The following is a 15,234-nucleotide window of genomic DNA, read 5'->3' as shown; positions in this document are numbered from 1 at the left end:
GGATGCGAATGCTCGCGGCCGGAAGTACCGTGCCGGCATGGCTGTGATCGCGTACTTCGAATTCCCGCTCGCCGACGGCCCTTGGGGTGGCGACGCCGTCGGCGCGTTCGCCGACCTCGCCGCCGAGATCTCGGTCGAGCCCGGCTTCCGCTGGAAGGTGTGGACCGAAGACCCCCAACGCGGTGTGGCCGGCGGCGTCTACCTGTTCGCCGACCGCGCGAGCGCCGACGCCTACGTGCAGAAGCACACCGGCCGGCTCGCCGGCTTCGGCATCACCGACATCGATGCGCGCATCATCGGCGTCAACGACGGCCTGTCGGCGTTGACGAACGCGGCCGTGGCATAGCGGCGCAGGCCGTCAGGGCATAGGGTTCCCCCGACAATCGAACACAATCTTGGGGGATGCGATGAGCGATGCGACGACGCCGACGATCGTATTGGTCCACGGGGCGTGGGCCGACGCTTCGAGTTGGAACGCGGTGACGAGGGCGCTGCAGGCGCAGGGGTACCCGGTGCTCGCGCCGCCGAACCTGTTGCGCGGCCTCAGTGACGACGCCGCATACATCGCGTCGTTCCTCGCGCAGCGTACGAGCGGCCCGGTGGTGCTCGTCGGCCACTCGTACGGCGGCGCGGTCATCACGAACGCGGCCACTTCGGCCCAGAACGTCCGAGCCCTCGTCTACGTCAACGCGTTCATCCCCGACGAGGGCGAGACGGTCGTGCAGATCCTCGACGGCTCGGGTTCGGCGCTCGCGGTGGCCGACCCGACGACGGTGTTCGACATCGCCGGATACCCGGGCGCTCCCGAGGGTGCCGCCGAGGTGTTCCTCAAGCCCGAGGTCGTGCACGAGTCGTTCGCGCCCGACCTCGACGAAGCCACCCGCTCGACCATCGCCGCCGGTCAACGCCCCGCGTCGCTCGTGGCGAACGTGACGCCGTCTGGCCCGCCCGCGTGGCGGTCGCTGCCGAGCTGGGCCGTCATCGGCGTGGATGACCGCGTGATCCCGGTGGCAGTGCTGCGCCGCCTGGCCGAACGAGCCGGGTCCACGGTGACCGAGCTGCCCGGGTCGCACGTGTCGATGGTGTCGCACCCCGAAGCCACGATCGACGCGATCCTGGCGGCCGCCGCCGCCACGAGCTGAGCCGGCCGAGCGCACGACGTGGCAGGTACGGCGAGGGCTGACGCGGGCTGACGCCCCGACACGACGAAGGCGGGCATTCATGCCCGCCACCTTCAGGATACCGCGGCAGGGGGGTCTTGCGGCAAGGCCCCCCGCGTGGCGCATACTGGTCGGCCGACCGATTCCCGCGCTGGAGCATGCCCTGATCACCACCCCTTTCGCCCTGCCCGACCGACTCGCCGCCAAGGCCGACCCGGCCCTCATCGCCGACGATGAACGACACTTCGGCGCCATCGCGGATCGCCTCGAACGGGCGATCTTCGAGGCATCCGACCGTCTGGCGACGCTGCGCCGCCGCCCCGCCGGGCCGGGCCAGCAGGCCGTCGAGCGCGACCTCGAGATCCACCGGCTGAGCGGGCGCATCCGCACCCTGGGCCGCTTCGGGCTCGACCTCTGCCTCGGGCGCATCGTGCCCGCCGACGGCGGCGCGCCCGTGTACATCGGCCGGCTCGGTCTCGCCGATGACGCGGGCGGGCAACTGCTCGTCGACTGGCGCTCCCCCGCGGCCGAGCCGTTCTTCGCCGCAACCCACGCCTCGCCGATGGGGCTCGCGAGTCGCCGGCGCTACCGGTGGACGAGGGGTCGCATCAGCGACTACTGGGACGAGGTGTTCACCGCCGACGGGCTCGCGGATGCCGCGGAGCGCGCCGCGCTCGACGACCAGTCGGCCTTCATCGCGAGCCTCGCTGCGGCCCGTTCGTCGCGCATGCGCGACGTGCTCGGCACCATCCAGGCCGACCAGGACGCGATCATCCGCGCGGGCTCGCACGGCACGCTCGTCGTCGACGGCGGACCGGGCACGGGCAAGACCGTCGTGGCGCTGCACCGCGCCGCGTACCTGCTGTACGCGGATCCGCGACTGTCGGGGCACCGCGGCGGCGTGCTCGTGGTGGGCCCCCATCAGCCCTACCTCGACTACGTCGGCGACGTGCTCCCCGGCCTCGGCGAAGAGGGCGTCGCGACCTGCACGCTGCGCGACCTCGTGCCCGAGGGCACCACGGCCGACCTCGCCGTCGAGCCCGACTTCGAGGCCGCCCGGCTGAAGTCGTCGGCGCGCCTCGTGTCCGCGGTCGAGGCCGCGGTGCGTCACTACGAGCGCCCGCCGACGCGGGGTATGGATGTCACGACCTCGCTGACCGACGTCTGGGTCGATCCCGCCGACTGGGCCGACGCGTTCGCCGCGCCCGAGCCCGGCACGCCCCACAACCTCGCCCGCGACGAGGCCTGGGAGGAGCTGCTCGCGATCCTCGTCGACCGCAACGACGGCGAGGTGCCGGCGCACCTGCTGCACCGAGCCCTGGCCCAGAACCCCGACCTGCGCACCGCGTTCAACCGGGCCTGGCCGGTGCTCGACCCGGCCGGCGTCGTCGCCGATCTCTGGAGCGTGCCGGCGTACCTGCGCGCGTGCGCACCGTGGCTCGAGGCATCCGAGCTCGACGCCCTGCAGCGCGACGAACCGCGCGCCTGGACCGTCAGCGACCTGCCATTCCTCGATGCGGCGCGGCTGCGCATCGGCGATCCCGACGCCGCCCGACTCGCGCGGCGGCGCGAAGCGGCCGAGGCGTCCGAGCGCCAGCAACGCGAATACGTGATGGACGATCTCATCGCCGCCGACGACTCCGAGATGCGGGTCATGTCGATGCTGCGCGGGCAGGATGCGAAGAACTCGCTCGCCGACGACGCGGGGCTTCCGAGCGCCGACCCCGGCGCCCTCGCCGGCCCGTTCGCGCACGTCATCGTCGACGAGGCGCAGGAGCTCACGGATGCCGAGTGGCAGATGCTGCTCGCCCGCAACCCGTCGCGCAGCTTCACCGTCGTCGGCGACCGTGCCCAGGCGCGGCACGGCTTCACCGAGCCATGGGCCGAGCGCCTCGAGCGGGCGGGTCTCGACCGCGTCGAGATCGCCTCGCTCACCGTGAACTACCGCACGCCTGCCGAGGTCATGGCCGAGGCGGCGCCGGTCATCCGCGCCGCGATCCCCGACGCGAACGTGCCGACCTCGATCCGCGAGAGCGGGCGGCCCGTCGTGCACAGCTCGGTCGCCTCGCTGGAGCAGGTCATCGGCGGATGGCTCGCCGCCCACGCCGAGGGCGAGGGCATCGCGTGCGTCATCGGCGACCCGACCTTCGCGCCGCGGCCGAGAGTACGGTCGCTCACGCCCGCGCTCGCGAAGGGGCTGGAGTTCGACCTCGTCGTGCTCGTCGAGCCCGAGCGATTCGGGGACGGCATCGAGGGCGCCGTCGACCGGTACGTCGCGATGACCCGGGCGACCGGCCAGCTCGTCGTGCTGGCGGGGTGAGCGCGCGACCTGCGCCTGACGTCCCATGGATCACCCGGGCGACGCGCCGGCTTGCCATACTGGTGCGCATCGGCCCTGTACTCAACGGCCTGTACTCAACGGCCCTGTGCTCAACGGCCCTGTGCTCAACGGCCCTGTGCTCAACGGCCCTGTGACCGGCGGCTCCAACGGAGGACCCTCATGGCAGACCTGACTGATCTCGTCCAGACCCACCTGGCGGCGGCGCTCGCCGACGAGCGCGGTCGCAGCGCCGAGGTGATCGTGCACGACGGGCCGCTGCGCCAGGCGCTCATCGCCCTGAAGTCGGGAGTCGAGCTGTCGGAGCACAACTCCCCCGCCGCGGCGAGCCTGCAGGTGCTGACCGGGCGCGTGCGCGTGACCGGCCAGGAGGTCACCGAGATCACCGAGGGCCGGGTCGACGCGTTGACGCACCACCGCCACTCGGTGCTCGCGCTCGAGGACTCGGTGCTGCTGCGCACCACCGTCACGGGCGTCGACCAGGTCGACGGACCCGAGCGGGCGCGCTGACGCGGGCGCGACGCGGACTCAGCCCAGCAGGTCGCCCATCTGCTTCGCGATGAGTTCGGTGGCCCGCTTCGGGCTGAACCGTGAGAGCTTGTCGAGCCCCGAGGCATCCGACCCGATGGTGGCGCGGAAGCGGCCCTTCCGAATCGCGTCGATGATGACGCGACCCGCGTCGGGCGCGCTCGTCATCTTGCGCGTGGTGGACTCGGCCGAGGTGTCGCCGCCGAGCGCGACCCCCGAGTTCGAGGCGATGTCGGTCGCGATCGCGCCCGGGAAGATGACCGACACCTGCACCTTCGAGCCGAGCAGTTCGGCGTAGAGCGCTTCGGTCAAGAGCATCACGGCGGCCTTGGATGCTCCGTACACGGCCTGGCCGGGCACCGGCGCGAGCGCGCCCATGCTCGACACGTTGACGATCGCGGCCTCGGGCCGTGCGACGAGCGCCGGCAGGAACGCCTTGCAGACGTGCACGACGCCCCAGAAGTTGACGTTCATGACCTTCTCGATCTCTTCGTAGGGCAGATCGATCACCTTGACGAACTTCTGGATCACGCCCGCGACGTTCACGATGCCGTCGACCGCGCCGTGCGCCGCCTCGACCGCGGCGGGCAGCGCTTCGACGGCGGCGCGGTCGGTGATGTTCACGGCGTGCGAGGTGAACTTCGAGCCTGCCCCGGCGCGGGCGGCCGTCTCGGTCAGGCCCGCTTCGCTCAGGTCGACGCCCGCGACCGAGGCGCCGGCGGCGAGCAGTTGCAGTGCGACCTCGCGCCCGATGCCGTTGCCGGCGCCCGTGACCACGAAGACCTTGCCGTTGATGTCCATCGAGAGACCCCTTTGTCGGATGTCGCGGATCATCGCGTGCGGAACGCGATCGCCGGCGGGCCGGCACGGGCTCACGGTATCAGGCGCGCCAAGTGAGCATAAAGATCCGATCTCTCGCGGGTAGAACCGGCGAAAACGACCAGATTATGAGAATCTCTTCCGCGAACATCCGATGACTGCTACGCTCACGCACGTCGCTCTCAATGATGAGGGCACCAGCGTGCGAGGCAGCGGCCCGGATGCTCCGCTGTCGTGCTGCACCGAACCCATTCCGCGCTTCCGCGGCGCATCCAGTCGGCAAGGCCATTCAGCGCGCCCTCGGCGCGCCCGTTCGAAGGAGACAGGACCGTGCCCATGCCCATCTCTCGGCACCAGACGGACGATCCGGCACCCCCCGTCGCGCGGAGTCGCGCCAGGCGGTGGACCGCCGCGGCGGTCGCCCTCGCGCTCGGCACGGGCGGATTCGTCGCCGTGAGCACGCCCGCGACCGCGGCGGAGCCCTCGCCCTTCGGCGAGCAGCCGGCGCTGAAGGCGTGGTACTCCGCGCCGGCCGGCCCGGCGAACGACAAGGCCGCGGCATGGGAGAAGGAGAGCATCCCGCTCGGCAACGGCTTCCTCGGCGCGAGCATCCTCGGGGGCGTCGACAGCGACGAGATCATCATCAACGACCACACCTACTGGACGGGCGGCCCCGGGCAGAACCCCGCCTACGACGGCGGATTCAGCTCCAAGACCTCGGAGGAGAACGCCGCCATCGTCGCGAAGGCGCAGGAGCTGCTGCAGGCGGCGTGGGATGGCACGTCGCCGGCGACCGTTGACGCGAACGGCAACATCACGCCGGCCACGACACCGAGCTCGGCGAAGATGAACGAGATCACGAGCACCGTGAACCAGCTCATCGGCAGCAAGCAGAACTTCGGCAGCTATCGGCAGCTCAGCTCGATCCTCATGAGCGCCGATCCGATCGTCGCGCTCACCGGGTTCTCAGCCAACTACACGAACCCCAACAACCCGAACGAGGGCACCGCGGCCCTGTTCGACGGCGCCACGAACACCAAGATGTTCGCCGACAAGTTCGGGCGGCCGACGGCCGAACGGCCGTACGAGGTGCAGTGGTCGTACTCGAGCGCATTCGCGGCCTCCGGGTACCGGCTCGCGACCGGCAACGACAGCCCCCCGCGCGACTTCCTGAGCTGGGACCTGTACGCACGAGCCGACGGCGGCGACTGGGTGCTCGTCGACACGGTCGCGAACGCGGCGTTCGGGGCGGCTCGGCAGACGTACAAGTCGTTCGACCTCGACGTTCCCGGCTCGTACGACGAGTACCGGATGGACGTGACCGCGACCGTGGGCGGGGCCGATCCGCAGATGTCCGAGATCGAGGTGACGGCCGCTGCGTCCGGCGCGCCCGAGTTCATCGGCTCGACGGCCAGCCGCGAGCACCCCAACAACGCACAGGAGCGCTCACCGGCCCTGTTCGACGGCGACACCGGCACGAAGATGTACGCCGACGGAGCCGGGCAGATCACCGAGGCCAACCCGTACACGGTCGAGTGGTCGTACTCGAAGCCGTTCGACGTGGCGACCTATCGCCTCGCCACCGGCAACGACGTGCCTGGCCGCGACTTCAGGGCCTGGAAGCTGTACGCGAAGTCGGGCGCCGGCGAGTGGACGCTCATCGACACCGTGGCGGATGCCGCGTTCGGCGACGCCCGCAAGGCGTACCAGCAGTTCGAGGCCGACGTGCCCGGTTCGTACGACGCATTCAGGATGACCGTCACCGCCCTGAAGCAGCTCAGCCAGCAGCCGCAGATGTCGGAGATCGACATGGGCGTCCCCTCGTCGGGCGAGGAGGAGGAGCCCGTCACCGACTACCGTCGGGAGCTCGACCTCGACGGCAGCAAGGCCTCGGTGTCGTACACGCGCGACGGCGTCGGCTTCCAGCGCGAGTACTTCGTGTCGAACCCCGACGACGTCATGGCGATCCGTCTCAGCGCGTCCGAGCCCGGGAGGATCACCCAGTCGTTCTCGCTCAAGCCGATCGATCCGAGGTCGATCGTCGTCCAGGGCGACACGATCACCGCAACCGGGTGGGTCGCCGGGCACAACCAGGGCGGAGATGACGTCAACGCCTTCAACGACGCCCTGCACTACGCCCAGCAGCTGAAGGTCATTCCCGTGGGCGAGGGCGCCGAGCTCATCGCGAACGACACCGCGATCACGGTCATGAACGCCGACTCGGTCGTGCTCCTCACCACGTCGAACACGAACTACCAGGAGGACATCACCGCCGACGAGCCCTACCCGGGCGAGAACCCGCTCAACAACTACTTCGACGGGCAGGATCCCCTCCCCGAGGTCGAGGAGCGGATCGCCGCGGCATCCACGCAGAGCTTCGACGAGCTGTACGCGACCCACCTGGCCGACTACCGCGCGCTCTACGACCGCGTGAAGCTGAACCTCGGCAACGTGGCAGCCGTCACTGCCAAGACGACGCCGCAGCTGCTGGCCGGCTACCGCGACGGCACGAACTCCGCCGACGAGAACCGGTACCTCGAGACGCTGTACTACCAGTTCGGTCGGTACCTGCTCATCTCGTCGTCGCGCGAGGGGGCGCTGCCGGCGAACCTCCAGGGCATCTGGGCCTACGGCACCAACCCGCCATGGGCCGCCGACTACCACGCGAACATCAACCTGCAGATGAACTACTGGCTCGCGGAGCAGACGAACCTCTCCGAGCTGACCGAGCCGCTGATCAGCTACATCGACGCACTCGTGCCCCGCGGCGCGCAGGGTGCCGAGCGGGTGTTCGGCGCGGGCACCCGCGGGTGGACGACGTGGCACGAGAACAACATCTGGGGCAATACCGCACCGGCCGTCTCGGGCGCGTTCTACAGCCCCGAGGACGGCGCCTGGCTCGCCCAGCACGTGTGGGAGCACTACCTCTACACGCAGGACGTCGACTTCCTCGCCCAGCACTACGACCTGCTCCGCGACGCGGCGCTGTTCTGGGTCGACACCCTCGTGCTCGACACGACGAGCAACAAGCTCGTCGTGAGCCCCTCGTACTCGCCCGAGCACGGCCCCTACTCACTGGGCGCGACCGAGCCGCAGTCGGTCGTCAGCGGTCTCTTCGAAGACGTGATCGAGGCGCACGACGTGCTCGGCGACCGCCTCGACTCGGTCGACTCGACGAACGGCCTCGAGGGCCGGGCGGCAGAGGACGCCTACCTCAACGAGATCGCGACGGCGAAGGCCGGCATGCTCGGGCTGCAGATCGCACCGAAGGGCACCTACACGCAGGGCGGGCGCACCTACCAGGGCGGGCAGTTGCAGGAGTGGCAGCACCCGATCGCGATCGACTTCACCGGCGACGGCAGTCACCGTCACACGAACCACCTCTACGCCCTGCACCCGGGCGACCAGGTGGTGGCGGGTCGCAGCGCCGAGGAGGACGCCCTCGTGGACGCGATGAAGGTGACGCTCAACACCCGCGGCGACTCCTCGACCGGCTGGTCGATGGCCTGGAAGCTGAACTTCTGGGCCCGGGTCCGCGACGGCGACCGCGCGCACGTCCTCTACGGCAACCTGCTGAAGCAGGGCACCTACGACAATCTGTGGGATGCGCACCCGCCCTTCCAGATCGACGGCAACTTCGGCGGCACGGCCGGCGCGACCGAGATGCTGCTGCAGTCGCAGGGCGACGCGATCGAGCTGCTGCCGGCGACGCCCGAGATCTGGGGCACCGGCTCGGTCACCGGGCTGCGGGCGCGTGGGAACGTGGGCGTCGACATCGCGTGGACGGGCGGCGTCGTCTCGGAGGCCGTGCTCACCCCGGCGGTCTCGCAGACCCTGACCGTCAAGGCGGCCGACCTCGCCGGCAAGGTCGTCACCGATTCGAACGGCCGACGAGTGCGGTTCGAGTCGGTCGCGAACTACGAGGGCGAGCAGGATAGCACCACGATCCGCTTCGACGGCACGGCCGGTGAGACGTATCGCATCGCGGTGCTGGACGACTCGACCCCGCCCACGGTGACGGTGAAGCCCGAGTCGAAGGGCAAGGACGGCGTCTACCGCGAGGCATCCTTCAAGCTCTTCGACGAGGGCTGGATCGACCGGCTGACGCTGAACGGCGTCGAGAAGGACCTGACCGACAACACCTGGTCGGACCTCAACGGCGTCAAGCCCGGCGCGTTCGGCGGCAAGGCCGGCAGCAACAAGCTGCAGGTGTTCGACACCGCCGGGAACGTCACGACCGTGACCTTCGTGCTGGATGTCACGGGCCCGACGGTGACCGTCAAAGACGACGCCGGGTCGACGACCGGTTCGGCCGCCGACGGCTACGAGCGCGTGTCGTTCAAGCTGTTCGACGCGTACCAGGTCGACCGGCTCACCCTGAACGGGGTCGAGAAGGACCTGACCGACAACACCTGGTCGGACCTCAACGGCGTCAAGCCCGGGGCCTTCGGGGCGAAGCTCGGCGCCAACGAGCTGCAGGTCTTCGACGTGGCGGGCAATGCCACGACGGTCGCCTTCACACTCGTGGCTCCCGCGCCGCCGGTGCCCGCGTGGGACTCGGGCACCGTCTACCTCCTCGGCGATGAGGTGTCGTACGGCGGCGCGGTCTACCTCGCGCAGTGGTGGACGCGCAACGAACGGCCGGGCAGCAGCGCGACCGGTTCCTGGATGGAACGGGGCGCCCCGGTCGCGGCCGCCGGGGTCGGGGTGCTCAGCTGGACGCCGTCGTGGGTGTACACCGGCGGCGAGCGGGTCGCGCATGGCGGGCACGTCTGGAAAGCCAAGTGGTGGACCCGCAACCAGGCACCGGGCGATCCGAACGGTCCGTGGCTCGACCTCGGCGCCTACTGACGAGCGATGACGCGCGCGGGGGCCGGTCTCGGATGGGATCGGCCCCCGTTGCGAACCTGCGATCCGTGGCCGTGCGCCTGGTGGCGCAGCGGCGATGCCCTAGAGGGGCCCGGAGAAGGGGTTTGTCGCCAGTTTGCGGCGTCGGGTTCAAGTCGTAAACCCTGTCAGGCTCGGAGATCTGCGATCTCCGAGCCTGATTTCGTTGCGGGGGCAGGATTTGAACCTACGACCTCTGGGTTATGAGCCCAGCGAGCTACCGAACTGCTCCACCCCGCGACGCTGACGGCCCTTCGGTCGTCATCCTTCGCAAAATCCCTCGTCAGATCGGGTTTTCTCGATCCGGCTTGTGTGCGATGGTACAGCCAGTCTACTCGACAGTTGGATGCGGTTCGACCGGCGTCGAGGCGTCTCGGGACCGCATTGCGCCGAGGTTCCGCCGAGTGATCACATCACTGCGCGAGATCCGTCATGCCCCTGATCGCCCGGGATCACCCGATGCCCAGCGCCGCCACGATGGGGGCGATCTCCACCGGTGCTCCACCGGCTTGAGCGGATCGTCGCACGCCTTCCATGAGTGCGAAGGTCTCGAGGCCCTCTTCCAACCCTGGTGAGTACGCGTCGCCCCTGACGATCGCCTCGGCGAAGTACTGCAGGTAGTTCGCGAACTCGCCGTAATGCATGCCGTGCACCTCGTTGTTGAAGTGGAAGTGACGGTACTCGTAGAGCAGGTCCTCGAGCACCTCGACCCCGTCCGCGCCCGTGTGCAGGTAGTGCATGTCGTGGTACTTCGCGAGCGACGTGCCCTCCGAGCCGTACAGCATGCACTCGATGGAGTTCCGTGCGCGCGGCAGTTCATGCATGCCGTAGTGGCCGAACGCGCGACCGATCCGACCGTCGGCCGTGGTCGCGTTCACCGAGTACACGTCGAACGACGTCGTGCCCGCGCTGCGCGCGAGCGACGACCTCGAGCCGACCGCCGACACCCGGTCGATCGGTCCGAGGTACCAGCGCAGCAGGTCGAGCGGATGGCTCATGCCCAAGTAGACCCAGTCGGACTTCTCCGCGATCCAGGGGCGGCCGTCGTAGTACCAGTCCATTCGGTGCGTGTAGTGCGTCTCGACGACCTCGAGCTCGCCGACCTCGCCGCGCTCGAACGCGGCACGCTGACGGCGCATCGACTCGAAGAAGCGGATGCTCTGGCCGACCAGGAGCTTGCGGCCCGTCCGCCGGGATGCCTCGAGCACGGCCTTCGCATGGTCGACCGAGTTGACGACCGGCTTCGTGCAGACCACGTCCTTGCCGGCTTCGAACGCCTCCACGATCTGCGGGCCATGCAGCTGGTCGGGCGTGTAGATGCCGACGATGTCCACGGCCGGGTCCGCCAGCAGTTCGGCGTAGGCGGTCGTGTAGTGGATGCCCGGCAGGTCGCGCTCGACCGCGCGAAGCGCGTCTTCACTGACGTCGCAGCCGGCGACCGGCCGCACACGGGAGGTGCGGAGGGCTGCGAGCAGGGCGGTGCGGCCTTCGTTCAGGCCGACGACCCCGAGCCCGAGCCGGTCGGATTCGGGCACCGACTCGTCGAGCGGGTACGAGTGCGCTCCACGAGCGACGCGGGGGTAGTAGCCGGTCATGCGTTGTTCTCCTCATCTGCGGTTCGGTGGACCGTCGCCCAGGTGCCACGGTGATCGTCGAGCGTTTCCGCGTCCTCGGCGCGCGGCGCGAACTCCACCGCGACGGTCGTGATCTCGCGGGGCCGCAGGTCTACGGCGACGCGGTCGTCATCCAGGTCGAGCTCCTCAACGATCTCGCCGAGCGTGGTGGTGCGCCAGGCGCGCACGGGTCGTTCGGCGAAGACGATGTCGGCCGTTCCGCCGTCACCGGCGAACTCGACGACGCGAATGAGCACCGGCTCCGCGGCGACCGAGTTCACGTGGGCTTCGAAACCGGTCGCGTGGTAGTCGCTGTCACGGTAGACGGCCGTGATGGACGCGCCAGCGGCCGACCCCTCGAGTCGTGCGAACGCGGCGGAATCGGCGGTGCCGTCGTGAGCCCCCTGCAGAGACCGCACGGGCGTGGTGAACTCCTGCGCCCGGCGCCATCGCCAGCCGTGCTCGACGGCGCCGTGCGGAACGGCGCGCACGCGCGCGTCGAGCGCGGACGTGTAGTACTCCTCGTCCCACGGATCGCGCATCGAGAGCACGTTCCAGAATCCGATCTCGGCCCGATGGAATCCTTGGCTGCCGTCGTGGAGCCAGAGCAGCCCCGTCCCCGAGGCATCCACTTGGTCGGCGAACTGCAGGCCGGTGAACGGGTGCACGACCGTCTCGAACTCCTGCGGCGAGGTCATCCAGTCGCCGGTGGGGTACTTGCGGTGGAACGTGCCTCGACCCTCGACGGCCGACACCGCGTACGGGGTGTCGTGGAACACCGTCGCGACATCGAGAGCCGGTTCGACGAGTGTCATGAGCGCGGCGTGAGCACGGCCGTCCGGCCCATCGCCGAGATCGCCGGAGAACCAGAGGTCGAGCGCATCGATCTCCTCGGCGAGCCGGAACGAGACCTCCACACGGGCCTCGCCGGCCTCGCGCGCGACGGTCACGACGCCATCGGCGCTCACCGACGAGGATGCCACGGAGAACTCGCGCTCCTGCCCGTCGCGCACCCACCTCAACCCGCCGAGCCCCACGGGGCCGGTCCCGAGCTCGCCGACCCGCGTCGCGACACCGCGTCGGAGATCGATCTCTGCGGAGAAGCCACCGCGGGCCAGTCGCACCACGTCGCCGTCGCGGATGACCGCCACCGCCGGATCGGTCTCACCTGCGGGAACGACCGTCGCGGCGAGCGCGGGCAGCATCACCCGGCGCCCGGCGACGAACGCCTCGCGATCCCAACCGAGCGTGTTGACCACCGCCTCGGCGCCGTCCGGCACGTGAAGCGAAGCCGCCAGCCGCCGGAGTTGGCGCTCGAGCACGCCCTCGGCGATCGCGAGCCCGCGTTCCGCGCCGAGGTAGCCGATGTGGCCGCACAGGCCCTCGCACTCGTCGTTGTCGTGGTGCTGGAAGGCGAGCAGTTCGCGCCACGCTTCCTCGAGCTCCCAGAATGAGTACTTGGCCCACTGCGCGTAGGGCTTGCCGAGCGACCCCACGAGCACCGAGGCCGTCTCGGCCGCAAGCAGGGTCTGCTCCAACCGACGCGAGAGCCGGTGCAGGCGGTTGCCGTTCTTGCCCAGGCTCATGCCGTGGAAGACGTCGTCCATGCCGTACTCACGTGGGTCGGCGTCCGCTTCGAGCGCGTCGAGCACCGTCGACAGGGTGCCGGTCCGGAAGTCGACTCCACTCCCGTTGAACAGGCGTTCGACGCCGGGCGCCACGAGCTCGCTTCGGCACATCCAGTCGGGCGCCGGCAAGAGCTCGAGCCACTGCTGCACGACCGGCATCTTCGGTCGCGCGATCTCGCCGCTCGCGATCAGTGCCTCGATGTCCTCGGGCCACTGGTGCAGGTTGAGTTCGCTCCTCGGGAGGGCGAGCACTTCGGAGCCGTCGATGCCGCGCCAGCGGATGGCAGCGGCATCGTGCTCCTTCGGAATCTCCGGTGTGTGCCAGGTCCACTGGAAGAAGAGCGACGCGTACCGGTAGCCGGCATCTCGGAGCAGCTGTGGGAGCTGAGGGAAGAAGCAGAACTCCTCCTCCCAGAACGATCGAGGACGCGATTCGAGCAGGCGCAGCGAGGCGCGCACGCCGTACGCGAGCTGGCGGACGGCCGACTCGCCGTGGTGGAACAGCCCGTACGGCTGACCGTAGGTCGCCCCGACCACTTCGACGCGCCCGTCGGCGATCGCGTCCTTGAGCCGAGCGAGGGCCTTCGGCTCCTCGCTCGCGAGCTTCTCGTAGCCGACACCGTCGAAGTTGATGTTGCCTGGCGCGCCCGTGCGCCCGATGAACGTGAGCATGTCGTCGATCGAACGGCCCAGCACGCCGTTGCCCCAGAGCCACTCCATGTCGACCCAGTGGAAGTGATTGCCGAAGGTGTACCAGCCCAGCTTCGCCGGGACGTCGTGGTCGCCGTCGGACTGTCGCGCGGCGTTCCGGAAGTCATCGATGTCGGTCATGCGTCGTCCTGTGTGAGTTTGCGAGCGACTTCGCTCGGTGCGGATCAGGAGAAAGTTGTGCCCGCGATCAGCGCGATGTTCGCGTATGGCGTGCACTCGCCGGTGCGGATGACGATGTGGGCGCTGGGCAGGCGCGCCGTGAACTCCTCGTGGCTCACCCAGGTCACCGGCATGTGCGCGAGGAGTGCATCGAGGCCGTGCCAGTCGTCGAAGGAACCGTCGGTGGCGGATTCCGCGGCGACGACATACGACTCGATCGGCGTACTCTCGAGAACGGCCCGGACGACGACGGCGAAGGACGGCGTGCCAGGCGTGAGCGAGAGATCGATCACCGGCACCCCCGCGGGCAGCGGCAGCCCCGCGTCGGCCACCACGATGCCGTGGCCGTGGCCTGCGCCGGCTAAGGCGGCAAGCAGCGCTGGGTTCAGGATGGGCGAGTTCGTGATCACGGGATGCTCCGAACGACTCGGGCAACAGCAGCGCTGTCGAGCCCCGGATGCCGGGCCCCGCGGACCGTCGCGGTGAGGCCGCCGGCTGCATTGGCCACCGCCACGGCCTCGAAGAGGTCGGCACCATCGGCGAGCTGACCGGCGAGTGCGCCGACGAAGGCGTCGCCCGCACCGACCGTGTCGATCGCCACTACGGGGTGCGCTGGTACACGCACCGGCGCAGCCGCGCGCGGCCGGACCAGGGCGCCTGCGGCGCCGATGGTTACGACCACATCACCGTCGTAGTCGAGCGCGGCCAGCATGGACTCGACCGGCTGGGTCTGCGAACGCGCCGTCGCCGTTCCGGCGTCGACGAGCGCTGCGAGCTCGAGTGCATTCACGACGAGCACGTCGACATCGGCGAGGAGGTCTCGAGCGCTCTCGCGTGCAGGTGCCGCGTTCAGTACCGTGCGAGCGCCGACCCGGCGGGCGACGGACAGTGCTTCGGCGACGACCGCGGCGGGGATCTCCTGTTGGACGACGAGAACATCGCCCTTGCGAATCGGAGTTGCCCCAGCATGCCCGTCGGGCCACGCCTCGTTCGCGCCTGCGAACACCGCTACCGTGTTCTCGCCGTCGGCCTGTACGGCGATACTCGCGTGGCCTGTCGACGCAGGGACCCGCGCGAGGTGGGCGATGTCCACGCCGACGTGCTCGAGCTCCGAGGCCAGGCGCGCGCCCGCATCATCGTCGCCGATGCATCCGACCATCGAGACCCGGCCGGGCTCGCCGGTCAAGCGTGCCGCCGCATAGGCCTGATTCGCGCCCTTGCCGCCGCCGGCGGTGAGGAGGCGGTCAGCGGCGACGGTCTCGCCTGGTCGGGGCAGCACGCGCACGCCGAGGACGATGTCGAGGTTGAGACTGCCGACGACCACGATGCGGTTCATTCGACCCTCCGTCGAGTGGCCGACCTCGCCCTGGAAGGAAGGAGTCACGCTTGGT

Annotated in this window: 10 protein-coding genes and 1 tRNA gene; 5 read left to right on the top strand and 6 right to left on the bottom strand. The window is 69.8% G+C overall.

Annotated elements, in window-relative coordinates:
* Positions 1-37 precede the first annotated feature (37 nt).
* The 4 genes from FLP10_RS14975 (at position 38) to FLP10_RS14960 (ending at position 4,008) form a co-directional block, all read left to right on the top strand.
* Positions 38-346 (top strand): monooxygenase, encoded by a 309-nt coding sequence (locus FLP10_RS14975; protein WP_149161600.1) that lies wholly within the window; start codon positions 38-40, stop codon positions 344-346.
* A 61-nt stretch (positions 347-407) separates the two neighbouring features.
* Entirely contained in the window at positions 408-1,142 is a 735-nt protein-coding gene (locus tag FLP10_RS14970; protein ID WP_149161599.1) for an alpha/beta fold hydrolase, read from the top strand.
* Between the two features lie 79 nt (positions 1,143-1,221).
* Positions 1,222-3,480: an RNA polymerase recycling motor ATPase HelR gene (gene helR, locus FLP10_RS14965; RefSeq protein ID WP_149161598.1), complete on the top strand. Its 2,259-nt coding sequence runs from the start codon at positions 1,222-1,224 to the stop codon at positions 3,478-3,480.
* Positions 3,481-3,660: 180 nt separating this feature from the next.
* Positions 3,661-4,008 carry a cupin domain-containing protein gene (locus FLP10_RS14960; protein ID WP_149161597.1) on the top strand — a complete coding sequence of 116 codons (348 nt, stop codon included), beginning with the start codon at positions 3,661-3,663 and terminating at the stop codon, positions 4,006-4,008.
* Positions 4,009-4,026: 18 nt separating this feature from the next.
* Here the strand turns inward: FLP10_RS14960 and FLP10_RS14955 are convergent, their stop codons facing one another.
* A complete protein-coding gene (locus FLP10_RS14955) occupies positions 4,027-4,827 on the bottom strand; it encodes an SDR family NAD(P)-dependent oxidoreductase (protein WP_149161596.1) in 801 nt (266 codons plus the stop codon).
* A gap of 354 nt (positions 4,828-5,181) precedes the next feature.
* Between FLP10_RS14955 and FLP10_RS14950 the strand changes: the two genes are divergently transcribed.
* Positions 5,182-9,696, top strand: a complete 4,515-nt coding sequence (locus FLP10_RS14950; RefSeq protein ID WP_246150413.1) for a glycosyl hydrolase family 95 catalytic domain-containing protein — start codon at positions 5,182-5,184, stop codon at positions 9,694-9,696.
* Positions 9,697-9,898: 202 nt separating this feature from the next.
* Here FLP10_RS14950 and FLP10_RS14945 read toward each other — a convergent pair.
* From FLP10_RS14945 to FLP10_RS14925, 5 genes are all read right to left on the bottom strand, one after another.
* A tRNA-Met gene (locus FLP10_RS14945) sits at positions 9,899-9,972 on the bottom strand.
* Between the two features lie 212 nt (positions 9,973-10,184).
* A complete protein-coding gene (locus FLP10_RS14940; RefSeq protein ID WP_149161594.1) occupies positions 10,185-11,327 on the bottom strand; it encodes a Gfo/Idh/MocA family protein in 1,143 nt (380 codons plus the stop codon).
* The gene (locus FLP10_RS14935; protein WP_149161593.1) at positions 11,324-13,900 is read right to left on the bottom strand and encodes a glycoside hydrolase family 38 N-terminal domain-containing protein; all 2,577 of its coding nucleotides are present in this window, start codon (positions 13,898-13,900) and stop codon (positions 11,324-11,326) included. The genes FLP10_RS14940 and FLP10_RS14935 overlap by 4 nt, the downstream gene beginning before the upstream one ends.
* Complete coding sequence (rbsD, locus tag FLP10_RS14930; RefSeq protein ID WP_149161592.1) at positions 13,849-14,253, bottom strand: D-ribose pyranase; 405 nt, start codon at positions 14,251-14,253, stop codon at positions 13,849-13,851. Before rbsD ends, FLP10_RS14935 begins: the two co-directional genes overlap by 52 nt.
* Positions 14,250-15,227 carry a ribokinase gene (locus FLP10_RS14925; RefSeq protein ID WP_168209209.1) on the bottom strand — a complete coding sequence of 326 codons (978 nt, stop codon included), beginning with the start codon at positions 15,225-15,227 and terminating at the stop codon, positions 14,250-14,252. The genes rbsD and FLP10_RS14925 overlap by 4 nt, the downstream gene beginning before the upstream one ends.
* Positions 15,228-15,234: the final 7 nt, after the last annotated feature.

Origin of the sequence: Agromyces intestinalis (assembly GCF_008365295.1) — a bacterium.
In the GTDB taxonomy this organism is placed as follows: Bacteria; Actinomycetota; Actinomycetes; order Actinomycetales; family Microbacteriaceae; genus Agromyces; species Agromyces intestinalis.
This window is presented reverse-complemented; position numbering and strand designations above follow the sequence as displayed.

Bases quoted from the DNA above. Each gene is read 5' to 3' on its own strand.
- helR (WP_149161598.1), top strand. From the start codon at position 1,222: ATGCCCGCCACCTTCAGGATACCGCGGCAGGGGGGTCTTGCGGCAAGG.
- FLP10_RS14950 (WP_246150413.1), top strand. From the start codon at position 5,182: ATGCCCATCTCTCGGCACCAGACGGACGATCCGGCACCCCCCGTCGCG.
- FLP10_RS14955 (WP_149161596.1), bottom strand. From the start codon at position 4,827: ATGGACATCAACGGCAAGGTCTTCGTGGTCACGGGCGCCGGCAACGGC.
- FLP10_RS14960 (WP_149161597.1), top strand. From the start codon at position 3,661: ATGGCAGACCTGACTGATCTCGTCCAGACCCACCTGGCGGCGGCGCTC.
- FLP10_RS14970 (WP_149161599.1), top strand. From the start codon at position 408: ATGAGCGATGCGACGACGCCGACGATCGTATTGGTCCACGGGGCGTGG.
- FLP10_RS14940 (WP_149161594.1), bottom strand. From the start codon at position 11,327: ATGACCGGCTACTACCCCCGCGTCGCTCGTGGAGCGCACTCGTACCCG.
- FLP10_RS14975 (WP_149161600.1), top strand. From the start codon at position 38: ATGGCTGTGATCGCGTACTTCGAATTCCCGCTCGCCGACGGCCCTTGG.